Source organism: Bacteroidota bacterium (assembly GCA_039111535.1).
Lineage (GTDB): Bacteria > Bacteroidota > Rhodothermia > Rhodothermales > JAHQVL01 > JBCCIM01.
The window spans coordinates 1-22067 of sequence record JBCCIM010000003.1 but is presented as its reverse complement, the minus strand read 5'-3'; the positions used below and the strand labels follow the sequence as shown (position 1 = coordinate 22067).

The following is a 22067-nucleotide window of genomic DNA, read 5'->3' as shown; positions in this document are numbered from 1 at the left end:
CAGGACGATTAGCCTGCCTGTGTTCTCCCCTTTAGCAAAATCACGTTATTTAAGGCATTGAGTATGTTTCAAAACACCTAATAATGCGTGAAATTGGGTGGGCACGATTGTGCATTAAATGTTATATTTATTAAGTTTACGGCCTGTACCCTGCAGGAATGCGTTCCGTATATCCCTTTTTGCCGTGCGGAGCCTCCCAAACTTATGGCTGAAAAGAAGATGATCCCAGTTAGAAAAAACGCATCCATCCTGATGTTAGCAGTTGTGGTGTGTCTGTTTCAAGGTTGTAGTGGTGGCTTGACTTCTGGCAATTTCACCCCGCGGCTAGTAGGCGGTGCAAGCAAAAGCTGGGAGATTGCTTTAACGCGATTGAAAGTTCTGGATGCACAGGAAGACCGTTCTTTGCTGGGCGTGCCTATCAGTGACGGGGATGAGCCGTATATCATCATGTTTGGGTTTCAGAGTACGTTTGGCACCTCTGGCACCACAGAGATTACGGTCAATACATTTGAAGATGATGAGTGGGCCGGCCACTTGAAAGCCGGACAACAACGCAACATCCCGGTAGGCATGGGATCTCTGCGTTTTGATGATGTTTCCAATTCCGAAGTTGTAGGCGTAGTGGTTATTGCCCTTGAGTCTGATCGTACGCCGTGGGCGATTATTAGAAACAGGATTGAGGAAGTCAGAGAAGCATTGAATAATGCGGTAGCGCGTGCTGTAGAAGGGCGAAAAGAGCCAGATCTCGAGACAACGGCATTTATCGATGAACTCCACCAGGCCATGCAAGAATCTGTGGGGCCTATAGCGAAGCCGCTAACCACCGGTCAGGCGCTTGAAAATATCGTATTCTCTGGTGTAGATACAGACGAAGTTGTAGGCGTGAATACGATGATTTTTATGCGTCGGGAGCCATCGCGTGCTTTACGGTATCCACACTACAGACCGCCATATCTTACAGATGTGTTTAGCAACAGGGATTTTGTATTTAACAGCAACGCGTTGTTGTTTTCCAATACAAACCTGGGCGCCAAGTATGAAGCAGAACTTCGGGTACGGGAATTTTAGAGGATAAAAGACACTACCCGGCGTCAGTTCATGTAGATGGGACCAGTAAATTTGGTGACGACATAGAGGCGGAGTTCTTCCCGTTCACCCTGTACACTATTTTCGACTTGCTCAACATCCGCGCTCCAATATACCCGGTCACATTCGGGGGCGCATTCCAGAAATTCCATGTAGTCCATCACCACTTTTTCTTCGCACACAAGTCCAACTACATGTAAGTCACCGCCTTGATCTTTTACCCAAATGCTCCAGACCCCAGTTTTTTGACTTTCCATTGAGTATCCGTTTTGCTTGAAGGGGAGCAGCCAACCGAAGTGAATCACACGCAAGTGATGCATTCATTGTAGTAAAAAAATGTTTGGGTAACAATAGGATAATGTAACTTATGCGGTGATTTTAGAACTGCTTTATTGCGCCGGCGAGACTGCTTCAGGATGAAGCTGTCACCAATTCTCCTTCTGCAATCTCTTCTTCCTCTTCGTCAACCTCAGCTGTGCTTTGATCTATTTGCTGCACTGCCTCACTGGTAGTGCCATCCTCAGCATTGACGGCCTCAGTTTCTGGGGTTGCTGATACAGATATCGGGATAGCTCCGTCTTCTGCCGGTTCTGGTTCTGTAGCGGAGGGCTTTTTTATTATTTCGCCGTGAATGGCCTCTTCATCACCAGGCTTTGCAGTTTGCATTACCTTGAGTGCATCAACATAAGCTTGCAGCAGCACATGGGTTGGTGAATGGGTAGAAAGATAGGTGTTAAGCCTGGGTGATGCGGCTTGCGCTAACGGTTTTTCAGGATTTGGTTGCTCGACTGGCGCTTGCTGCTCTGTTTGCTCAGCGAGTGGTTGAATGGAAATTCGTCCTTTGTAGTATACTCCTTTTTCAATGGCAATACGGCCAACAACCCAATGCCAGCCATGTGCCTCAATCGATTCCTGAACGGCACACTGTATTTCTGCATTGACCAGTCGGTCGGCAATGTCAGTTTCCTGGGTTAGCGTCCAGCCGCGAATGGCAAACATATCGCCTACATGGCTGCATCGGTCAGGTTCAATGTCTGACCATTCTTTTAGCAACGATACAATGGGCATACAAACCAGAAGGTTGTGGGGAGATCTGGAGAGTGGAGCTTAGGGTAACGCCCACACGCCCTCAAACTTAAGTCGGCTATTTCTGCGAAGTGCCGGGAGGGAATTGCAACGCCCGTAGGTAGGCACTAAGCAGTGCTATGCTGGGATTGAGCGAGGTCTGTCCGGTAATACCGTATTGTTGTGGCGTGTCGAGGTGGGCAGAGAACGTTTCTTCGTCTCGGTCAAACGTCAGGGTAATAGCCCAGCCTTTACGCCGGGTTACGCGTTCTTTGATAAGGTCTTCAATGGTGCCTGTGCCATGGAATGAAACAACATCGCATGTGATCTGTGCTCCGTTCGCAAAGGTAAACTGCCATTGGTCCTCGTCAATGTGTTTGCAGTACAACGATTCCAGGTCTGTCCAGCGTTTCAAATAAGGATGAATGTCCATACCAGTCGGTCCATCTGGAAATGTTTGTTTATCTTCTGACGTCACTGCGTTAATCTGCGTTCTTTTATGATAGAGGCAACTGGTTGGTCTGGTGATTGTTGAATATAGCACGCGCGTTTGTAATAGAGGCAGTTTTTTATGTTAGGATTTGCAGATTCTGTATCGTTTGTCATGTCGCCCAATATGCAGGATTTTACAAATGGCGTCTATCAAATACGTGGGTTGCTTACCTACAGCAATCAGAAACTGGGGCTGGAGTACAAATTGAACAGCAATCCGGGAGTACAAGTTGTGGTAGGGGCAGACTCGCATTCGGCGAAAACATCCGAAATCATTCGGCACGTATTTGAGCTGCAGCTGTTGCGCGAATTGACAGTCAAATCGAACCTGTTTTCTTGCAAAATTACGGCATTTGCCAACAGCCTTACAGCTTTCGAAAAAGTACATGGTGCGCGCGACGAAAAGCTGGTGCTTCAGGTGGGGCGCAGCGAGCGTAACAACGCGAAGATGCTGGTGTCCGTGGTACAGGCAGACCTTTCTGAATTGAAACTAGGACGGTTGTCTGGTGATGCTGAGTGACCCTACTGCTCGAAATGATGCTGATTTTCAGACTGGTGTAGAGACGCTGGTAAAACGAGATGCAGACCTGGCCAGGCTGGTGGCCCGCGATGGTACACCTCCGATGTGGCGCCGCAAGCCCGGGTTTGCTACGTTGGTACACATTATACTGGAACAGCAAGTGTCGCTGGCGTCAGCACAGGCTGCCTTCGATCGGTTGCAGGCAGCGTTATCTGATTTTTCCCCGACAGCTTTTCTCGACCTCAGTGATGATGCCTTAAAAGAGATAGGCTTTAGCCGGCAAAAAACGCGTTATGTCCGTGGGTTGTCAGAGTCATTGCTTCGTGGTACATTGTCTCTTGAAACGCTTTCTTTGCAACATGATGACGCAATTCGTGCAAATCTTACGCAATTAAAGGGGATAGGTCGCTGGACAGCAGACATATACCTTTTGATGGCACTGGGGCGGCTTGATGTCTGGCCAGGTGGCGATCTGGCATTGGTCAAATCCATCCGACAAGTCAAACAGCTACCTGTCACTGCAACAGCTGATGACCTGGCAACGATTGCCAGCGCGTGGCAACCATGGCGCTCGGTGGCGGCCTGCATTTTATGGAATCACTACCTGATTCACATGACCCGCCGTGCCGTCACGAACAGTTAAAAGCAACATTCCAATTACTCACTCCTAGGTTATGAACAACTGGATCAATACAAAAACAACGTGCTTGCTGGTTTTTTGCATGTTGTCTTTTGCCGGCACCGCCTTTTCGCAGACGGTGCACTATAAAACTGAAACGCGCATGAAAATGCATATGCTCGGCGCAATGGGCAACATGATTGGCAATAAGCCACAAGTAAGCGAGGTATACGTCAATGACAAGTATATGCTTACTAAAGAAGGCAAACGCACTTCTACGATATTAAGCGCGGTGGATGGCAATTTTAAAACGATGGACCATAAGAAAAAAACCTATTTCGAAATGGGTTTTGACGAAATGGCAAACATGTTTTCTACAGCTTCCGCAGACGCTGAGCAGGAGATGGGGGAGGCTGGTTATGATCCAGCAGCCATGGAGTTCAGCGTTAAGGTCGAGGATCAGGGTAATGGTGGTGATGTTGCCGGCTTCAGCACAAGCAAAAAGCTTATGATCATGGAGTTGACATATACCGCAGAAACAACAAATGACGCCGGGAATACGGAGACAGCTGCCGGGAAATTTTACACCGTTTCGGAAATGTGGATTAGCAAAGACGTTCCTGGATATGACGTTGTTGAGGCATTTGGCAAAAACTACACAGCGTCTGTTGGTCAGGCGTTTAGCGGCGCAAATATGGGCCGGATGGCAGGCATGCAGCAGGCGTTTATGAGCGACGGACGCATGGGGCCGGCCATGGAGCAATTGGCTGAAGAGATGGAAAAGCTCGAAGGAGCACCACTCAAAACAGTGACCTACATTGTGCTTGGGCCGGAAGATCAGGAGCTTGATCTGGATGCTATTTTTAACCAGAAGGAAGCCAAGAAAAAGAAACGGCGGGGTGGACTTGGCCGGCTGGCTAAAAATGCACTCAAAAACCAGGGCCTAAACCTGGGCGGCGAAGAGGAGCAGCCTGATCAGTCAGAAGAAATCACAAAACAGTCGATTCTCACTGAAACGGAAACTGTTTACCTGATGATCAAAACTGTTGGGGATGATCCGAGCAGATTTACGGTCCCTTCGAAGTATAAGAAAGTTGACGCCCCCAGCTACTTCAACGCTGAGGGGTAGTGATTTATCCTGCCGATGAAGCAAGTTGCGCTTGCGCATTCCCAGCAGGATAGCTGTTGATTTATAAAAAAGCCGACCCCCTTAAGGGGAGTCGGCTTTTTTAATTCCTGAATCCGTTAGCCTCGCTAGGAAAACGTGTCACATTGGTTAGTATCTCCCGTTTCGAGCCCACGTCTGAACCAGCGTGCCCGTTGTTCGGAGGAGCCGTGGGTGAAAGCTTCCGGCTGAATACGTTGCCCAGCCATGCGTTGCATCCGGTCGTCACCGACAGATGCTGCAGCGTTCAGGCCTTCTTCGACGTCTCCCTGCTCAAGGATCTGGCGTTGTTTGTGCGCATGATGGGCCCACACGCCGGCATAGCAATCCGCCTGCAATTCCATGGCTACCGAGAGTTGGTTTGACTGCTGCTTGCTGACACGGCGTTGTGTTTGTCGAACCTGTTGCTCGGTACCTACAATGCGCTGGATGTGATGCCCTACTTCGTGTGCAATTACATAAGCAACGGCAAAATCTCCATGGGCGCCAAACCGTTGGAGCTCTCGGAGAAAGCTCAGGTCGAGGTAAATTTTCTGATCACCGGGGCAGTAAAAAGGACCGGTAGCCGCTGTGTTATAGCCACAGGCGGAATTCACGGCATCAGAAAAAAGAACAAGTTTTGGATTGATATAGCGAGAGCCGGCTGCTGCAAACAATCCTTTCCAGGTGTCTTCGGTATCAGCCAGGACAACTGAAACGAAGTCTGCTGCTTCGTCTTGCGCAGCATTGGCCTGGTTAGGCACAGACTGCGTTTGCGGCTCGCTCATTTGTTGCAGAATGCCAGTAGGATCCTGTCCGAGTAGTAAGGTGAGTAGCAACGCAATGATGGCTGCACCGCCACCAATTTTGACGCCGCGGCCCATAGGGGCACGGCCACCGCGTCGGTCTTCTACGTTGCTGCTGCGTCGGCCTGATTTCCAGCGCATTAAATTTACCTCTATACAGATATTACTGTGAACTTCCAGATGGGGTGGGTCCGAGATTTTAGCTGCCTCCTGCCAATTCCGAACAAGGTCAGATGGGTGGGTGCAGGCGCAGATTAACAATATCTGGAATCAGAAGGGCAAATTCTACCATCGGCTACACAACTCACTGCAATTTATTATAGAAATGAAGCGAGCATAGAGGCTTGCCAGCTTTTGGGCTGGTGAATGGTGGCGCGCTGTGGGAGGTCAGGCGTTTCGTGTTCGAGCTGAATGGTAATGCGATTACTGTCTGACTGCCATGAGCATGCACGTCCCGAAGCATCAAAAACGGTGACGCGTTCGTCTGCGTGATTATCCGCCGTTAAAATCTGGTAGGCCTCACGCGGTTGGTACGAAGTGCTCACGTACCAGATATGTTCGCTAAGCGGAATCGCTTCACCCAGTGCATTGATGTTATAGACGAGGTCTTTGTTTGCGCCATTGTCATGGCAGACAAACAGGTTGGATTTGTTGTGCCAGTTTTCAACGAGGACTTGCGATATGTCGCGATTCAGGTACCATTTGGCTTGCTCCTGGCTCGGGTCGAGTATCAGGAGGCCAACGTCGCTGGGAATACCGGGGTCAACAATGCTCTTGTTGACGCGCTTGAACACCTCGTCGATGGATAGGGTGGTGGTCAGGTAGAGCAACCCGTCATTAAAATGGGCCACTTCACCGAGCTTGGAGACTTCATGGATCACCTGGCGGTAGCCCAAATCGCCGGCGCGCATACCCAGTACAATGAAATAGGCATGGGTGTCCGTCTTTGCATGGTGTTGTGCCGCCATTTCCTGTTTCAACTGGTCAGCCGGCAGAACTATACGACGATGCAAGACGGTTTCCTTCATGGGTTGCTCCTGTCAAAGGGTGATCAATTGGGGACCGCGCACAGCATTAGCGGAAAACGATATTTAAGAAAACCACGGTTCGGGTAGAAGTCGTCTGTGTGACCAACCAGAACAGGTATGCTGATTTTCTGACGCAGCGGTGCAAAGGTATTAACGAACGTAGAGCAGGCAGTATGCGCGAGACCTGTGAAAGAGTTGGAACGATTCTATCTGCTCATATGATAGACATAATATAATGTGTGATATATGTGCGGTCAAGACATGCATACATATTTTTTTGAGTTGTTGTAAAAGTAGACAGGCACATCCGATTTTTTTCTGGTGGAAATTAGACTCAAAACTGCCTGTAAGGTGGGATTTGGGCCGGCGCACTCGAATCGGCGCACCTGCAGGAATTTTTATTGGCGAGAAGCGCTATGTACCGGCTGATGCCTGCAGTATCTTGAAACCGAAAATGACAGACGCGCACAGCGTAAGACAATACTGACATCTTTTATCGGGGGGCAAAGGAGTCAGTAAAGTTTTGAGCAGTGCGCGTTTGTTTATTTTATGGAGTTTGGAGTGAGGAGTTTGGAGTGAGGAGTTTTTGGAGTGAGGAGTTTTTGGAGTGAGGAGGTGATCTGCGGTTCTTTGTGTTTCCGTGTTTCTGTTGAATACTGCTGTGGCACATCAATCGTCAATCGACATTCAGCACTCGGCATTAAACGCAAGCTTTAATGCGCATGAGTGAGGCGTTTGGAGTGTGGGGGAATGACGTGCAAAACAGGGCCTTTACATCTGAGGTTGTACGTAGACGCTGTATTGCACGTTCTTTCCAGATTCAGTCTAGTTTCGCATTTCTATTTGCATGCGTGTCATTTCTCTGAGCGCCTGGGCCTGTGATTGGCCTTCTTCGTTACGGGCAAGACTAGCCAGGAGCTGGCCTCGGGCAAGGCTGTCTTTTGCGCGGATGCGCTGCAACAGGTTTGTACGGTGAATTTCTACATTCAATAGCGCTGCTTCATGTTCAGCTTCTAGTCGGGCGCGGTCTACCTGGTCATTTAACTCGCGGCGGTATGCTGCTTCCGTGTTGGCGTCAATCATTGCATGAATCGCTTTTTGTCGTTCTACTTTGAGTTTAAGTTTGCGAACGCTGTAGGCGTTCATAATGTCCTTATCTGATTTACGGCTGTTTTTGAGTACTTCATATACGCCAGCTTCGTAGACGCTTTTGCCAATCATGATGCCGAGCACAAGGCGAAAAGCCCAGCCGGCGCTGCCTTCGCCGTTGATGATGCCAATCACAAGGAGGGCAACATAAATGGTAACAAGGGTAATCGACCAGGATACTTTCATCGCCATCGGGGCGTTACGCTGTGTATCCAGCGCGAACCAGGTCAGCACAAAAGCGCCTTCCACCAAAAGAAGCGCACCCAGGGTTACTGCAACCTGCCAGGGGCCTTCAATGTGCGCAAACGTGCTATTTGCGACCTGGTACGTTGCTACAGAGGTGAGTACAACACCTGCTACCTTGATCATCAGGTCGATCAGGCGCTGGGTGAAATAGAAATCAACTGTTCGGTTCATGGATCTCGATATGTTTGATTGTAGAAGTGACGCTCCAGGAGGTGTCTGGCCCGCTGTAGCGGAAGTGGGGGATTGAGGTCTGTTGAAATAATCAAAGGCTTATTGTTGGGTATATCTATGGGGTGTGGCGCGTTGCTCGCGTTTATAAAGCACAAAGCACTGTAGAGGAATTTGACTACAAAACAGCTGGTATGCGCCGGCTGTTTTAAGGCATTTTTGCAGCCTTTTCAGGTGAAAATCAGTCAGGATAGGGGTTGATGGAGGGGCAGGTGTATAGTATAAGGACAACCAATTCAGGTGGCCCGGTTGTGAAACTGCAATTTTAAGGAGTTGCATACCTGCGGCCGGCCTCGTTCCAAAAATGAGACTTGAATCTGGCCCGCTCTGCTGTTTTTTATGTTCATGCATCCGCTTGCTTATTTCAACGCAATTCATGCTGCATGGCATACTTCTTGTAAACGGACCAAATGCCTCCCATTCCCCAGTATCAATAACCCATCTCATTCAGATTATGGATCGCCAGACCGCTCATGTTCGCAGGTCTGGGAGGCGATTTGTCGCCCCCTCCTCGTTTTTCTGCACTTTCTTCCGTTCTATGAACACGCGATATATGTTTAGCAGCTTTCTGCTGCTCACACTCTGCTTTACCAGCCAACCCCTCTTAGCACAAGACACCGTTCAGGCACGCGTTTGTACCCGCGACGCCAGTGGCAACATACCGTTGCAGGGCACAACCATTGTCGCCCAGATTGCTGATCAGCAGCCCGTCGCTGGTACGACCTCATCTGACGGGTGTGTGTACATCCAAATTGAACCGCCGACTTCTACCAGCACTGAAGACGAATTGCCAACGCGCGGATTCCAGGTTGCCGCGCCTTATCCTAACCCAGTTCAGCAGGCCGTCTCAATTCCGTTCTCTGCTGACTTGAGCCAGCAGGTGACACTTTCTCTTTATGATATTACAGGACGGGAAGTTCTTTCTGCCTTCGACGCACAGGTCACAGCCGGCTACCATCGGTTCAATGTAGATATGGGCGGGCTTGTACCCGGACTCTATGTGTACCGCATCCAGTCAGCAGGCGGTGTGGTTTCTGGTAAAGTTGTCAAGGCTATTGGCAGCACCGGCGGTGGTGTGCATGCAACCCTTGATGCCGGCTATGAAATTGTACCGGAATTCCCTGAGGTGCGTGCGAGCGCATCACAACCACAGGATATGATAGTCACGTTTGATGCGGTGCGTCAGGGCTACCTGTCCGCTCGTACAACGCAGGATATCTCTAATGGCACCGAAATAACGCTACAGATGGAGCAGCTGTTGCCAGGCGTGCCTTCTGCGCCCCTTTTGCTTTCGCCGGCCAACGGCGCTGTAGGCATCCTCGAAGCCGGCGTATCTGTTGCATGGCTGGGTGACGATCTTGCGGACTATTACGCCGTGCAGGTTTCTCAAAGCTCTGAATTTACAAGTGTAGATTTCCAGCAGGAAAACCTCAGCGGCACAACTGCTTCCATTACCGGCCTCGATCCAGCGACAACCTATTTCTGGCGCGTCCGCTCAACCGGTGCAGATGGCACCAGTGAATGGTCGCTGGCCTATCGTTTTACAACCGTTGATAACGGTGTGCCACTACCGGGCATACCGGCCCCTGAAAGTCCGGCCAACGGTACAAACAACGTTGTGCTACCAACAGCGCAGCTTGTCTGGTCTACAGCCTCGAATGCATTGAACTACAATGTGCAGGTTGCAACCAGTAGCGACTTCACAGGGCTGATTCTGGATGCTGCAGCATTACCGGCAACCACGACTACAACACCTGATCTGGCCGGCGGCACCACCTATTTCTGGCGCGTGCAAGCCAATGGGGAAGGGGGCACAGGCGATTGGTCAAATGCCTACTCGTTCTCAACCGAGCAAGTTGGGTCAATTCCCGATACACCCGTACTTTCTGCGCCAATGGATGGTGCAGTTGATCAGGTAACGTCGAACCTTCTGCTTTCATGGCAGAATGCAGCCGGCGCGTCTACCTACAACATGCAGTTGTCCACTGTATCAGATTTCTCGTTGATTGCACAGGAGTCTGGCGGCATCAGTACCAATGCAGCGGCTGTATTCGAGTTGGCAGGCAACCAGACTTATTTCTGGCGTATCCAGGCAAGTGGCCCGGGTGGACTTAGCGAATGGTCCATTCCTTACAGCTTTACAACGGCCGGCGAGACTTCCTCGCTTACGCCGCCAACATTGCTGGCGCCATCTGACGGTGCAACCGGTATTTCGCCCTCTTCATCCGGCTTTAGCTGGGACGCGGTAGCGGGTGCTTCGAACTATACGTTGCAAGTTACCACGGTGAGCGACTTCTCTGTAATTGTACATGAAAAGGGAGAAGTTGCCGGCACGTCTGAAGTGGTGACGGGGCTTGTTGCAAACACCGAGCATTTCTGGCGCGTGCGCGCAAACGATGCCGGCGGTTCTAGCGATTGGTCAGCTGTGTTCAGCTTTACCACGGGCGAAGGTGGTTCAAGTAATGAAATGATTGCCCTTGACCTGATGAGTCCGTCTGATTCTTACTATGGCCTCCATGGCGGATTGGTAGACAATGGCACGCCAACAGTAACGGCCACAAATGGCAAAATTGTGATCGTCGCAATTTCCATGAGCAATGGTTTCCAGGAGTACAACCGCTTTATCGAGTTGTATGAAAACCATCCGGACATGGCAGATCAGATCGAACTGGTCAACTGTGCGGTAGGGGGCAGCGCCATTGAGCGTTGGATCGAAACCAACAACGACTTATGGTCCAAGTGTAAAGACAAAGTGACCAACAAGCATTCACTCGATCAGGTGAAAGTTATTTGGGCCAAAAACGCTGACCAGTTCACCGAGCATGGGCTGACGTTGCCGGATCCGAATGCTGACTATTATGACCTGGTGAACAACATCGGTAGCTTGATGCAGCGGATTCACGCTGAATTCCCTTCCGTGCAGGCAGTCTTCAACTCCAGCCGCATTTGGGGAGGCTACGTGAGTGATAACAAGCAGGCTGCACGTGGCGAGCCTATCTCATACGAAGGCGGTTTCGCGACAAATACGGTCATAGAGCAGTTCCAGCAAGGACAGATCTCGAACGCTCCGCCGTGGATTGGTTGGGGCCCTTACATCTGGGCGAACGGTACTACGCCAAATGCCAGTGGCATTTTCTGGGACCTTTCAGACTTCCAGGATGGCGGCGTCAATCAGCATCCATCTGCAAATGGAGCGAAAAAGGTAGCAGACGCCTTGCACGAGTTTTTTATGCAGTTTGACTGGTATCGCCGTTAAACAAGCAGAAATTAACCCGGGAGGCCTCGTAGGTGAAATACCCTATGAGGCCTTTTTGTACGCTTTTGTTTTGAACGCTGTTTAGTACGTCGCTATCTTTTATGCGGCTGTTTCAGACAAATGTTATTTCTGGCAGTATGTACAAAGATGGCGGCGCAGAAAACTTCGCTTGCAATTGCAAGTTCTTCCTGGAGCATGTGGACAATAAGCTTGCAAAATGACGTCATCATACAATCCCCGCAACACAGCAAAGCTGAGAGTATGTAATGGCTGTTAGCAAAAGTAGGGGTACGCCGGCACTGAAAGCTATTGAGCAGGATGCAGCCGGGGTGCCGGATGTTTATTGCCATCAAGTGATCAAGGAGACCGTAGCGCTTCACGCTGCTTTGCTATCCGTATACCCCGGAAATTTGCGTGTGATCGGTGTGCTCGAACACCAGGCCAGGGTGCTGCTTTCACATTTTAAACTGAAAGATGAAGCCGTATGTGTGCAACTCAGCAACTGGTTGCCCGAATGTATTGGTCTTGATGCTGCGGGCATTTTTCGGCAAGATCTTACCATCCACCATATGCGCCTTGCCGTAGCGCGAGAACACGGATTCGAATCGTGGCGTGCCGCAGAAGCAAACGGGAATACAAAACTCGATGCGCAATTTGAAGCCGCTGTAGATGCAGCGCTTAGTGGCAACCTTAAGAAACTGGACGAGCTGATACGGGCAAAACCCGCGCTGGCCACCCAGCGCTCTCAATTTGGACACGGCGCAACCTTGCTCATCTATATGGCTGCCAACGGGGTAGAAACGTGGCGCCAGGTGGTGCCGGCCAACGCAGCAAGCGTCTTGCAATACCTGTTGGATGCCGGCGCAGATCCGGAGGCTAAAATCTCGGTATATGGTGGATTGCACTCAACCCTGGAATTGCTCTTGAGCAGTGCCCATCCCCGGGCTGCCGGCGTCCTTGATGATATGGCCAGGGTACTCAGCCGCGAAGGCTGATTTGCAACTCGCTAAATAACATGCTTACCAGTATATTCTGATCGCATCCGTCGCAGGATATTGCCGAAACCCGTCTCTTTTGGTTGCATGTTTTGAAAACTACAACTGCTTCATCTTCGTCTTTCCGCCTGATTGTTTTTGAGGTGCTCTCCATTTTCCTTGCTGTGTTTCTGGCATTTGGCGTTAGTGAGTGGCGTGAGGTAAGAAAAAACAAGGCGCTGGCAGCTACTGCGTTAGCAGGTATGGTCGATGAAATAAACCGCAACAAGCACCTGATCGAACAAATGTTGCCCTCCCACGAACGGGTGCGGAACTACAGCCGGCAGGGGGGCGACGTGGCGCAGATGTCAACAGATTCACTGACCTTTTTACCAATCATCTTGCGTGGCACAGCCTGGCGAACCGCATCAGAAACGGGGGCCATGATTCACATGGAATACAAACAGGCTACTGCACTTGCTGAAGTGTACACCTTTCAGGAAGCCTACAATAAGCTGACTGAAAATATGATGTCATCCTCTTTCAGCATTAATAACTATGGCGCCGACAAAGAAGACGCACAACTTGCCGTATTGCAGTGGATCTCTTTTGTATTTGTTGAAAATGAACGAATGCTCCTGCAAGCCTACGAAAAAACCCTCACAGCGCTGGGGGAAGATCCGGCTGTGAGGGTTGAATAACGTAAGGTAAGCAGGTGGCTAGCCGTCGACACGCACAATGTCGCCGCGTTCAAAACCGCTGCCTTCAATGACTGTACAGCGGGCTGCTTTGCCTTCGCCAAGTTCATTGTCATTCACTTCAATTACGCCAACGGTAGACTCAACAGAGCCAAGGTTCAGGCCCGTGTCAGGATCAATAAGCGCTTCACCGGCACGGAATACCTTGAACTGCATGCCTTTTTTGACGCCGTTTTTCGAGCCGGCATTGATAAATACCTGCCCACCGTTCATCGTAACCACTTTGGCCTGCCAGCGTACTTTGTCTGCGTTATCAACAAGCAGATCTACAACGCCGTCCACTGCCTCACGCGCAGCTTTGCCCACAATCGATTCATCAAACTCATTGCGGCTCCCTACTTTGATGTCTTTTACCCGTACGCTCAAGCCTTTTTTGCTTTTGCTTTTCCGGATGTTTTCCGCTGCAATGATTTCACTGGTGCTTGGGTCAACAATCCGTACGTCTACGGCAACCGTCGCTTTTGAATTGTCGATGCCGACGCCAATCCGTCTTGTGCTGCCGCCGGTCGTACCTTTGGAGTTTCCAAATTCCGAAACAGCACCGATAATAACGAGCTCTGCACCCAGCACCTTGCCCATTTGAGCAGCAGATTCCTGCGTTACAATCCCGGATACACCAAGCCCTTGCTCTTGAAGCAGTTGCTGCAACTCATTGCGTTCAATGACGATGTAGTTGCCAGATTTTACGAGTGCCGTGGTAAGCATTTCGGAGAAAGCATCACCGGCGTCTTTTCCCATAAAGCCATAAGCATAGGCCTGGCTTGTTTTATCTTCGAAAGTGAGGACAGCCAACCTTTTTTTCAACTCTTGGGCCTGGGCTTGTTGGGCAAAGCCGGCGACGAGCATGAAGAGCGCAAAACCCGCAACAAAAACTGAGCGGGCAAATGTATTCAAACGGTACATGATATCAGGACTTGGGATGAATAAGTAATATGCTGAAAGATACAAGTTGTGTAATACAATTGTACACTATTTCGGCCTATTCGCAGGTAGACCATTGGTGTATGCTGGCTGACTGCCGAAAAACTAATGCCCAATGTTGAAATTGGAACCGGGTTGTGTAAATTTGAGCGATCGCGCATGCAGATTGAACTGCTTCGTCCGTCGTTGCTGCAGTTTGTGCATGCTGGTCTATCATTTTCTCAGTTGCGCCACATACCTATAGTCCTTCCATGAAAGTCATTCGAGTGATTTTAATCAGTTTGTGCAGTTTGATCGTTGCCCAAAACGGCATTGTCCAAAACAGCATTGCACAGGATGCCGGCGAGGCACGTTTTACTTTCAGTCCCGAGATTACCTACAAGGATGCAATTCCTTCTCCTGCCTCTTTTCTCGGGTATAAACTGGGAGACTATTTCACGTTACACGCGCACGCACTCGACTATTTTGAAGCCCTCGCTGCCGCTTCTGGTAACGTGACGCTCCACGAATACGGACGCAGCTATGAAGGGCGGAAGCTGGTCTATGCTGTGATTACATCTGCTGAGAACCATGCAAAAATTGATGAGATAAAAGCAGCCAACCAGCAGCTAGCCAACGGCGAAGCATCTCAACTGATGGAAAACCAACCGCTGATCCACTGGATGAGCTACAACGTGCATGGCAATGAGCCTTCCTCCACGGAAACGGCCATGCAGATTGCCTATCGGCTTGCAGCTGGTACAGACGCAAAAACGCAGCAAATGCTGGATGATCTGGTTGTCATCATCGACCCTTGCCTCAATCCAGATGGGCGCGACCGGTACGTATACTGGTATAAGTCTATGCACAGCAAACACCTCAACACAAGTGCAGACGATCTGGAGCACAATGAGCCCTGGCCCGGAGGCCGCACCAACCATTACTGGTTTGACCTCAACCGTGATTGGGTGTGGCTCATTCACCCAGAGTCGCAAGGCAGAATAAAGGCCTACCAGGAATGGTTGCCGCAGGTCCATATCGACTACCATGAGCAGGGTTTTAACAACAACTACTTCACCCATCCGGGTACAACGCCGCGAAACCTGAATCTGCCGCCGGCACATTTCGATTGGGAGGCCAAATTTGGCAGAGGGGATGCAACCGCTTTCGACAAAGAAGGCATTTCGTATTTCACCAACGAGGCTTTTGATTTTTACTACCCGGGATATGGTTCTTCCTACCCCTCCCTCATGGGTGGCATTGGGATGTTGCGGGAGCAGGGGGGACACAGCCGGGGTGGCCGCGCTGTTAAAGTGAACGATGATTACATACTTACATTACGCCAGCGGGTATACGATCACTACCTCACGTCGGTCGCCGGCATGGAGACTTCGCTCGACAACAAAGCAGCGTTGATGCGCTATTTTCAGGATGCTATGAATCCGTCGAAGTCCAACAAGCGGCCTGAGAAACGCTACTTCATTGAAGACGATAAAAACAGTTATGCACGTGATTTGGTGCACATTTTATTGGAGCATGGTGTAGAAGTATCTCGTGTAGACGAACAGTTTACCGCGCCGGCTGTGTATGATTACTGGTCACAACAACCAACCCGGCGAACGTTTGAGGCCGGCACTTTTGTTGTTGACACAGACCAGCCCCGTCACCTCTTTGTCAATACCTTGCTGCAAAAGCAGATGGCTATTGAGGACTCTATCATGTACGACATGGCCACGTGGTCGGCTCCTATTGCTTATAACCTGAAAGCCGGTTGGGTAACAAGCGTGCGCGGTGTGCAGGTAAATGCTTCGCCTATCACAACTGTACCGCAAACTACCGGCATGGTGGAAAATGCAGGTGCCGGCTATGCGTATATCATCGATTGGGCACAGCGTAACGCACCCACTGCGTTGGCCGGACTCTGGAAGGCGGGCTATGCCGTGCGGAGTATCAAAAAACCGATGGAAATTGGTGAGCAGAAGTTCGGGCGCGGCAGCCTGGTTGTACTGGTCGGCAGAAATCGTACGAAACTTTCGAGTATGGCTGCAGACATGCAGCGCATTGCCCGTGAAGCCGGCGTGTCTATTTATGGCTATGACTCCGGCTGGACCGAAGGCAGTATCAACCCGGCTTCTCGTGAAAGCTTGCCGGTGAAAAATCCTACCGTGGGCCTGGTGATGGATACGCCGTTTAACAGCTATACGGCCGGTCAGCTCTGGTTTTTGTTTGAAGAGTGGACAAATCTGCCCATCAACCGTATCCGGTTATCGCAGTTGGCTTCCCTTGAACTTAAAAAGTACGACGTGTTGATCTTGCCAGGGGCGCGAGGCAACTTATCCAGCCAAATGGATAGCTCTACCGTTGCTGCGCTCCGTGGGTGGGTGAAAGCCGGCGGTACGCTCGTTGGCACGGAGAACAGCGCAATATTTTTGAGTAAGTCGGGCGCCGGCATGGCTGACGTATCACTGTATAAGAAAGAGAAGAAGAAAGAAGAAGATGATAAACCTGCCTTTGAAGCTGGCTCGCTCGAAGATCCGTATGTAGGTTTGGAAGCCAGGAAAGACTTACGTGACCTGGATAACATCCCGGGCTCCGCGTTGCGCAGTTATCTCGATACAACACATCCTCTGGCTTACGGCATGCCGCGGACCCTGTTTAGCCTGAAGTTTGGCAACCAGGGCTTTGAACCAACAACAAAAGCGCAGGTGGTCGGGTATTACCATACCAAATCAGACTCGGTTCTTGCTTCGGGCTATATGTCTGTTAAAAACCGGGAGGAACTGGCCGGCAAGGCATTTGCAATTGTCGCACCACAGGGGCGTGGGAAAGTGGTTATGCTACTCGACAATACGCAGTACCGCATGTTCTGGGTTGGAACGGCGCGCCTGATGCAAAATGCCGTGATGTTGGTCCCGTCGCTCTAAACGCGAGTTGCCTGCACTTAACTTGAATATAAAGAGGAGTTAGTTGAACACAGCTAGTAGCCCGATGAAAAAATTTGAATACGAAATCCTGATAGGAAAGTCTGATCCGACGGTATCGTCGGGCGTCGTTTGGTACCGGTCCAGTGACCTGAAAACATCGCTGGGACCCAATCTCCCAAAAATCCTAAACGATATGGGACGCGTAGGCTGGGAGGTAGTAGCTACAGGCGATGTAGGCTTCGATTCGAAAACAGAAATCATTCTGAAAAAAGAATACCACGGCTAACAGTCGCCTCGTAAAGTCCTGTAGCATAATCAACTGTTGAGCCGTATTGATCACCAGGGTTATAGCTCGTTGATGTTGGTCACCCTGCCATTTTCGGCTGTTGCTTCGACCTGAATCAAGCTGTCGTAAATGCAACGGACCAACACATTGCCATTGTTGAGGAGCTGGAGTTTGGTTTTCGAGAAGTTCTCTGCTATGATGGAGGCATCGAGTCGGTATTGATTTTTACCAACCCTGTTGCGGTAGTGTATATCGAGGATGGAGCCGTCTAGCACCAGGCGGTCGATTTCTGGGGTGTCCTGTACATAGTCTTCCAGTGAATTTAGTACGGCTTTTTTGAACTGCGGACTAAATTCTCCTTCGAGTACGGGTACTTCCGGTTCTTGTGATGTTCGATAGAGGTTGTATACAACGCCGGCCAATACGACAAGCACAATAATAGTCAGGCAGGATCGCAACATGGGGGAATGAGTAAGTGTAAAGGTGTTTTAATCTACGAGAATAGTACGTAGCAAGTTTAGCCAATCTATAAAAAATGAAGTACCCACAAGGATTAGCGTTATTTGTATGTATTCGCCGACAGCTCCTCTTCGTGTTGGCGCTCTGGTTCCTTGACGTTGCGCCAGCAATGGCTCAGCAACAGGACACCGTACCCCCGGAAGCCGCTGAGTCCGACTCTACTGCGATTATGGCAGCCATTGAAGTGTTTTTTGATGGCCTTGCTGCGAAAGATTCCACAGCCATGCTTTCTGTGGTGGATCGTGACATGCGCGTCGTGCTGACTTCATCTATGGCAAACGGCGACCCGCTCATGCGTTCAATACCGATCGAAGATTTTACGACCTTCATCGTTGGACAGCAGGACACCGCCATGCTGGAAACCTACTGGGATCCCAGTATTCGTGTCCACGATAACCTCGCTACCGTTTGGATCAGTTATAACTTCTATTTTAATGATACCCTTGACCATTGCGGCGAAGATACGTTTCAGTTTTTCAGGAGCCTCGACGGCTGGAAAATAATTGCCCTTGCGGATACACAACGACGCGAAGGGTGTGATGCAGACGCTGATTAAGTAGAGGCTTATCCTGGTAAAAGGAACGGTTTCCCGGAAAAAATTACCTTAAAGTCAGCATGCAAAACCACGTTGAGGCTTTGCCTGTTTACGTATGGTGGCTGGCCACAGAGCCAGCGAAAGCGTTGCTGTAACAGCGCAGGATGATGGTGTCACTTAGTTTTGGGCAGTTCCCGCGATCTTTCAATAGAAAAGTAACAAACCCCGTTCTACTATTCCTTATTTTAAAGCCTGCTTAAGCTTCAAAGCGGCACAACACTGGCTCTACAGCAGGGGTCAGGCTCTCTGCCGCTGTTTTCGTGCTGGGGCCAAGACACGAATCGATCGCCGGGACAGCTATAAAAAACTCCTGGTCACCCCAAATCTCTACCTTTTCAATTTATGAGTGAACTGACAAACTCTGGTGCCTGGAAGGCGCTGCAGCAGCACCGTGCCTCCTTGGAGGATGTTGCCATCAAAGACCTGTTTGAGGCTGAAGCAAATCGGTTTGATGCGTTTAGCAAATCATTTGGCAATACGTTATTCGATTTTTCGAAGCACCGTATTACCGATAAAACAATGGCGTTGTTGTTTGACCTGGCTAATCACGCGAAACTGCCGGCATTCATCGACAAAATGTTTAGCGGAGAGCGGATCAACTTTACCGAGGACCGCCCCGTGTTGCACGTAGCCCTGCGCAACCGCAGTAACCGGCCCATCCATGTTGATGGCGAAGACGTAATGCCCGGTGTAAACGCAGTCCTCGGCAAAATGCGTGCATTTGCAGAAGGTATCCGCTCCGGAGCACGTACCGGGTATACAGGCAAGCGGTTTACCAATATCGTAAATATTGGTATAGGCGGTTCAGACCTGGGTCCTGTCATGGTAACGGAAGCCTTGAAGCCCTGGTGGCAGGAAGGACTCAGTGTTCACTATGTATCTAACATCGACGGTACCCACGTTGCAGAAACATTGCGTACCCTTGATCCGGAGACTACGCTGTTTCTCGTAGCTTCAAAAAAGTTCACGACCCAGGAGACCATTACCAACGCAACAACCGCAAGAAGCTGGTTGCTGGATGCGTTGAAAGATGATGCAGCTGTTGCATCACACTTCGTGGCTTTGTCAACCAATGCCACCGAAGTGGCACGGTTTGGCATCGATGTCAACAACATGTTTGAGTTTTGGGATTGGGTAGGGGGGCGGTACTCCCTCTGGTCTGCCATTGGGCTCTCGATCGCAATTGTAATTGGCCCGGATGCGTTTGAAGAATTGCTAGCCGGCGCGCACGAAGCTGACGAGCACTTCCGGACAGCAGCGTTTGAAGACAACATTCCGGTATGGATGGCCCTGATCGGCATCTGGTACCACAACTTTTTCGACGCGGATACACACGCTATCTTGCCTTACGATCAGTACCTGCACCGCTTTGCCGCTTATTTCCAGCAGGGAGATATGGAAAGCAACGGGAAGTGGGTCAACCGTGAAGGAGAGGCAATCCGCGACTATACAACAGGGCCCATTATCTGGGGGGAGCCAGGCACCAACGGGCAACATGCCTTTTACCAGCTCATCCACCAGGGGACGCGCTTGATACCGTGCGACTTCATTGCGCCGGTCCATAGCAATAACCCGACTGGCCGGCACCACGATATCCTGATGGCAAACTTCTTTGCGCAGACGGAAGCGCTCATGCTCGGCAAGTCGCCCGAAGCGGTTAAGGCCGAATTGGAAGCGATGGGCAAAGGAGACCGGACAGACCTGGTGTCTCACCGCACCTTTGAAGGCAACCGTCCGACTACCTCGATTTTACTGGACCGCATTACACCACGTGCCCTTGGCCGGCTGATTGCCTGCTACGAACACAAAATCTTTGTGCAGGGCATCATCTGGAATATCAACAGCTTTGACCAGTGGGGTGTTGAACTTGGCAAGCAGCTTGCAAAAACCATTCTCGGCGAACTTGAAGCCGGCGATTTGGTAGCAAGTCATGACGGTTCAACTAATGCGTTGATCAATCACTATAAAAATAAAAGAAAGCAACATACATCCATGAGCAGCTCACTTTATGACCAGCTGGCCAGCATGACCGTTGTCGTGGCTGATACCGGCGATATTAATTCGATCAAGACCTTCCGTCCGCAAGATGCAACAACCAACCCTTCCCTGATCGCAAAGGCGGCCCAGATGGAAGAGTATGCTGAATTGATCGACGAAGCGCTACGCCAGTCGCATGACGAAGTGGGTGGTGATACCAAAAAAGTGGTAGCCCGCGCCGTGGATCGTCTGGCTGTTGAATTTGGCAAGCACATCCTCGAAGTAATTGATGGCCGCGTTTCTACCGAAGTAGATGCCCGTCTTTCTTTTGACATGGAAGGCACCATTGCCAAAGCCCGCGAAATCATCGGTTTCTACGAAGAAGCCGGCATTTCCCGTGATCGCATCCTGATCAAAATTGCTTCTACCTGGGAAGGAATTCGCGCTGCAGAAGTGCTGGAAAAAGAAGGCATCCATTGCAACCTGACCCTGCTGTTTGGTTTGCATCAGGCCATTGCCTGTGCCGAAGCCGGCATCACGCTTATTTCCCCGTTTGTTGGTCGTATCCTCGACTGGTACAAAAAAGACACGGGCCGCGACGGTTACCCGGCTGCTGAAGACCCGGGTGTGCTTTCTGTAACAGAAATCTACCAGTACTTCAAAAAGTTTGGCTATAAAACTGAAGTGATGGGTGCAAGCTTCCGCAACCTCGGCGAAATCCTCGAATTGGCCGGCTGCGATTTGCTGACCATCTCTCCGAAGTTTCTTGCTGAATTGAAAGAGACAGAAGGACAGCTTGAGCGCAAACTTGAGCCAGAAGGGCCGAAATCGCTCGATCTCGAGCAGATCAACGTCACCAAAGAAGTATTCGACGAAATGCACGCCGCCAACCGGATGGCATCAGACAAGCTGCAGGAAGGCATCGACGGCTTCTCAAAAGCACTCGAGTCCCTCGAAGACCAACTCGAAGCGCGGCTTGGAGAATTGGCCCTCGGCGGCGAGACTGTAGGCGCATAAGTCTGTATTGCCTTGGTTATCTTTTAAGGCCGGCACTACCGCGAGGTGGGCGCCGGCCTTTTTTGTTTGTCGAATTTCGAGTGCTTGTGAATAACGAACACCGAACCAGGGGTGTTCAGAAAAAATTATTTATCCAATGGGCTGAGAGATCTCTTAAAATAAACGTTTAATTGATGGGTACTCTTTGGGGCTTTTTGATCGTGCTAAAGGTCATACGCAATAATAAATTCCAAGCGGCAGCCTTGCATTAAAAACCGCGTATGTTCATTTCTTTTGCTTGCCCAAAAGAAACGAACCAAAGAAAAGGGCACCACCAAATAAAGGCGCGCTTTTATCTCCTTTCGCACAAGTCCGCCTGAATTTTATTAAGGAAAACGCTTCGATAAAAGCACCCACCGCACATCACCACGCATTTGGTGGACATCCGCGCGCTAAATTGCTGAAAATGAATCAATCTTTGCTAACAACTATTTTTCTG

At 50.2% G+C, this 22067-nt stretch carries 20 protein-coding genes and 1 pseudogene; 13 read left to right on the top strand and 8 right to left on the bottom strand.

Annotation, left to right across the window (positions count from 1 at the left end; translation table 11 throughout):
* The first annotated feature begins 204 nt into the window (after nucleotides 1-204).
* Nucleotides 205-1068 (top strand): hypothetical protein, encoded by an 864-nt coding sequence (locus tag AAF564_00840; GenBank protein ID MEM8484055.1) that lies wholly within the window; start codon nucleotides 205-207, stop codon nucleotides 1066-1068.
* A 23-nt stretch (nucleotides 1069-1091) separates the two neighbouring features.
* Here AAF564_00840 and AAF564_00835 read toward each other — a convergent pair whose 3' ends face one another.
* The 3 genes from AAF564_00835 to AAF564_00825 all read right to left on the bottom strand — a co-directional run bounded on the left by AAF564_00835 (nucleotide 1092) and on the right by AAF564_00825 (nucleotide 2584).
* Nucleotides 1092-1343: a hypothetical protein gene (locus AAF564_00835; GenBank protein MEM8484054.1), complete on the bottom strand. Its 252-nt coding sequence runs from the start codon at nucleotides 1341-1343 to the stop codon at nucleotides 1092-1094.
* A gap of 154 nt (nucleotides 1344-1497) precedes the next feature.
* Nucleotides 1498-2154, bottom strand: a complete 657-nt coding sequence (locus AAF564_00830; GenBank protein ID MEM8484053.1) for a hypothetical protein — start codon at nucleotides 2152-2154, stop codon at nucleotides 1498-1500.
* Between the two features lie 76 nt (nucleotides 2155-2230).
* Complete coding sequence (locus AAF564_00825; GenBank protein ID MEM8484052.1) at nucleotides 2231-2584, bottom strand: hypothetical protein; 354 nt, start codon at nucleotides 2582-2584, stop codon at nucleotides 2231-2233.
* A 138-nt stretch (nucleotides 2585-2722) separates the two neighbouring features.
* On the opposite strand from AAF564_00825, the gene AAF564_00820 reads away from it, so the two are divergent.
* From AAF564_00820 to AAF564_00810, 3 genes are read left to right on the top strand one after another with little or no spacing between them, the layout of a single operon-like run.
* Nucleotides 2723-3163 (top strand): hypothetical protein, encoded by a 441-nt coding sequence (locus tag AAF564_00820; protein MEM8484051.1) that lies wholly within the window; start codon nucleotides 2723-2725, stop codon nucleotides 3161-3163.
* Nucleotides 3153-3806 carry a DNA-3-methyladenine glycosylase 2 family protein gene (locus AAF564_00815; protein MEM8484050.1) on the top strand — a complete coding sequence of 218 codons (654 nt, stop codon included), beginning with the start codon at nucleotides 3153-3155 and terminating at the stop codon, nucleotides 3804-3806. The genes AAF564_00820 and AAF564_00815 overlap by 11 nt, the downstream gene beginning before the upstream one ends.
* Before the next feature lie 31 nt (nucleotides 3807-3837).
* The gene (locus AAF564_00810) at nucleotides 3838-4911 is read left to right on the top strand and encodes a hypothetical protein (protein ID MEM8484049.1); all 1074 of its coding nucleotides are present in this window, start codon (nucleotides 3838-3840) and stop codon (nucleotides 4909-4911) included.
* 125 nt (nucleotides 4912-5036) lie between these two features.
* On the opposite strand, the gene AAF564_00805 is transcribed toward AAF564_00810, so the two are convergent.
* The 3 genes from AAF564_00805 to AAF564_00795 all read right to left on the bottom strand — a co-directional run bounded on the left by AAF564_00805 (nucleotide 5037) and on the right by AAF564_00795 (nucleotide 8326).
* On the bottom strand, nucleotides 5037-5873 hold the full coding sequence (locus AAF564_00805) for a neutral zinc metallopeptidase (protein ID MEM8484048.1): 837 nt from the start codon (nucleotides 5871-5873) through the stop codon (nucleotides 5037-5039).
* A gap of 176 nt (nucleotides 5874-6049) precedes the next feature.
* Entirely contained in the window at nucleotides 6050-6760 is a 711-nt protein-coding gene (locus AAF564_00800) for a hypothetical protein (GenBank protein ID MEM8484047.1), read from the bottom strand.
* 825 nt (nucleotides 6761-7585) lie between these two features.
* A complete protein-coding gene (locus tag AAF564_00795) occupies nucleotides 7586-8326 on the bottom strand; it encodes a hypothetical protein (protein ID MEM8484046.1) in 741 nt (246 codons plus the stop codon).
* Nucleotides 8327-8936: 610 nt separating this feature from the next.
* Between AAF564_00795 and AAF564_00790 the strand changes: the two genes are divergently transcribed.
* The 3 genes from AAF564_00790 to AAF564_00780 all read left to right on the top strand — a co-directional run bounded on the left by AAF564_00790 (nucleotide 8937) and on the right by AAF564_00780 (nucleotide 13314).
* On the top strand, nucleotides 8937-11639 hold the full coding sequence (locus AAF564_00790; protein ID MEM8484045.1) for a T9SS type A sorting domain-containing protein: 2703 nt from the start codon (nucleotides 8937-8939) through the stop codon (nucleotides 11637-11639).
* A 266-nt stretch (nucleotides 11640-11905) separates the two neighbouring features.
* Complete coding sequence (locus AAF564_00785; GenBank protein ID MEM8484044.1) at nucleotides 11906-12634, top strand: hypothetical protein; 729 nt, start codon at nucleotides 11906-11908, stop codon at nucleotides 12632-12634.
* Nucleotides 12635-12726: 92 nt separating this feature from the next.
* Entirely contained in the window at nucleotides 12727-13314 is a 588-nt protein-coding gene (locus AAF564_00780; protein MEM8484043.1) for a hypothetical protein, read from the top strand.
* Nucleotides 13315-13332: 18 nt separating this feature from the next.
* Here the strand turns inward: AAF564_00780 and AAF564_00775 are convergent, their stop codons facing one another.
* Entirely contained in the window at nucleotides 13333-14274 is a 942-nt protein-coding gene (locus tag AAF564_00775; protein MEM8484042.1) for a CsgG/HfaB family protein, read from the bottom strand.
* 269 nt (nucleotides 14275-14543) lie between these two features.
* Here AAF564_00775 and AAF564_00770 point away from each other — a divergent pair, with 269 nt between their 5' ends.
* The gene (locus AAF564_00770) at nucleotides 14544-17195 is read left to right on the top strand and encodes a M14 family metallopeptidase (GenBank protein MEM8484041.1); all 2652 of its coding nucleotides are present in this window, start codon (nucleotides 14544-14546) and stop codon (nucleotides 17193-17195) included.
* A gap of 64 nt (nucleotides 17196-17259) precedes the next feature.
* Nucleotides 17260-17481 carry a hypothetical protein gene (locus AAF564_00765; protein MEM8484040.1) on the top strand — a complete coding sequence of 74 codons (222 nt, stop codon included), beginning with the start codon at nucleotides 17260-17262 and terminating at the stop codon, nucleotides 17479-17481.
* Between the two features lie 59 nt (nucleotides 17482-17540).
* Here AAF564_00765 and AAF564_00760 read toward each other — a convergent pair whose 3' ends face one another.
* Nucleotides 17541-17942: a hypothetical protein gene (locus AAF564_00760; GenBank protein MEM8484039.1), complete on the bottom strand. Its 402-nt coding sequence runs from the start codon at nucleotides 17940-17942 to the stop codon at nucleotides 17541-17543.
* Nucleotides 17943-18016: 74 nt separating this feature from the next.
* On the opposite strand from AAF564_00760, the gene AAF564_00755 reads away from it, so the two are divergent.
* The 4 genes and pseudogenes from AAF564_00755 to AAF564_00740 all read left to right on the top strand — a co-directional run.
* A complete protein-coding gene (locus tag AAF564_00755; protein MEM8484038.1) occupies nucleotides 18017-18556 on the top strand; it encodes a hypothetical protein in 540 nt (179 codons plus the stop codon).
* Between the two features lie 381 nt (nucleotides 18557-18937).
* Nucleotides 18938-20575, top strand: a pseudogene (pgi, locus tag AAF564_00750) (glucose-6-phosphate isomerase).
* A gap of 12 nt (nucleotides 20576-20587) precedes the next feature.
* Nucleotides 20588-21589, top strand: a complete 1002-nt coding sequence (locus tag AAF564_00745) for a transaldolase (GenBank protein MEM8484037.1) — start codon at nucleotides 20588-20590, stop codon at nucleotides 21587-21589.
* A gap of 277 nt (nucleotides 21590-21866) precedes the next feature.
* Nucleotides 21867-22067: hypothetical protein (locus tag AAF564_00740; protein ID MEM8484036.1), on the top strand; the 201-nt coding region annotated here is incomplete at its 3' end.

Bases quoted from the DNA above. Each gene is read 5' to 3' on its own strand.
- AAF564_00795 (MEM8484046.1), bottom strand. From the start codon at position 8,326: ATGAACCGAACAGTTGATTTCTATTTCACCCAGCGCCTGATCGACCTG.
- AAF564_00810 (MEM8484049.1), top strand. From the start codon at position 3,838: ATGAACAACTGGATCAATACAAAAACAACGTGCTTGCTGGTTTTTTGC.
- AAF564_00745 (MEM8484037.1), top strand. From the start codon at position 20,588: ATGAGCAGCTCACTTTATGACCAGCTGGCCAGCATGACCGTTGTCGTG.
- AAF564_00790 (MEM8484045.1), top strand. From the start codon at position 8,937: ATGTTTAGCAGCTTTCTGCTGCTCACACTCTGCTTTACCAGCCAACCC.
- AAF564_00785 (MEM8484044.1), top strand. From the start codon at position 11,906: ATGGCTGTTAGCAAAAGTAGGGGTACGCCGGCACTGAAAGCTATTGAG.
- AAF564_00760 (MEM8484039.1), bottom strand. From the start codon at position 17,942: ATGTTGCGATCCTGCCTGACTATTATTGTGCTTGTCGTATTGGCCGGC.
- AAF564_00765 (MEM8484040.1), top strand. From the start codon at position 17,260: ATGAAAAAATTTGAATACGAAATCCTGATAGGAAAGTCTGATCCGACG.
- AAF564_00825 (MEM8484052.1), bottom strand. From the start codon at position 2,584: ATGGACATTCATCCTTATTTGAAACGCTGGACAGACCTGGAATCGTTG.
- AAF564_00805 (MEM8484048.1), bottom strand. From the start codon at position 5,873: ATGCGCTGGAAATCAGGCCGACGCAGCAGCAACGTAGAAGACCGACGC.
- AAF564_00770 (MEM8484041.1), top strand. From the start codon at position 14,544: ATGAAAGTCATTCGAGTGATTTTAATCAGTTTGTGCAGTTTGATCGTT.
- AAF564_00820 (MEM8484051.1), top strand. From the start codon at position 2,723: ATGTTAGGATTTGCAGATTCTGTATCGTTTGTCATGTCGCCCAATATG.
- AAF564_00755 (MEM8484038.1), top strand. From the start codon at position 18,017: ATGAAGTACCCACAAGGATTAGCGTTATTTGTATGTATTCGCCGACAG.
- AAF564_00800 (MEM8484047.1), bottom strand. From the start codon at position 6,760: ATGAAGGAAACCGTCTTGCATCGTCGTATAGTTCTGCCGGCTGACCAG.
- AAF564_00835 (MEM8484054.1), bottom strand. From the start codon at position 1,343: ATGGAAAGTCAAAAAACTGGGGTCTGGAGCATTTGGGTAAAAGATCAA.
- AAF564_00830 (MEM8484053.1), bottom strand. From the start codon at position 2,154: ATGCCCATTGTATCGTTGCTAAAAGAATGGTCAGACATTGAACCTGAC.
- AAF564_00775 (MEM8484042.1), bottom strand. From the start codon at position 14,274: ATGTACCGTTTGAATACATTTGCCCGCTCAGTTTTTGTTGCGGGTTTT.
- AAF564_00815 (MEM8484050.1), top strand. From the start codon at position 3,153: ATGCTGAGTGACCCTACTGCTCGAAATGATGCTGATTTTCAGACTGGT.
- AAF564_00840 (MEM8484055.1), top strand. From the start codon at position 205: ATGGCTGAAAAGAAGATGATCCCAGTTAGAAAAAACGCATCCATCCTG.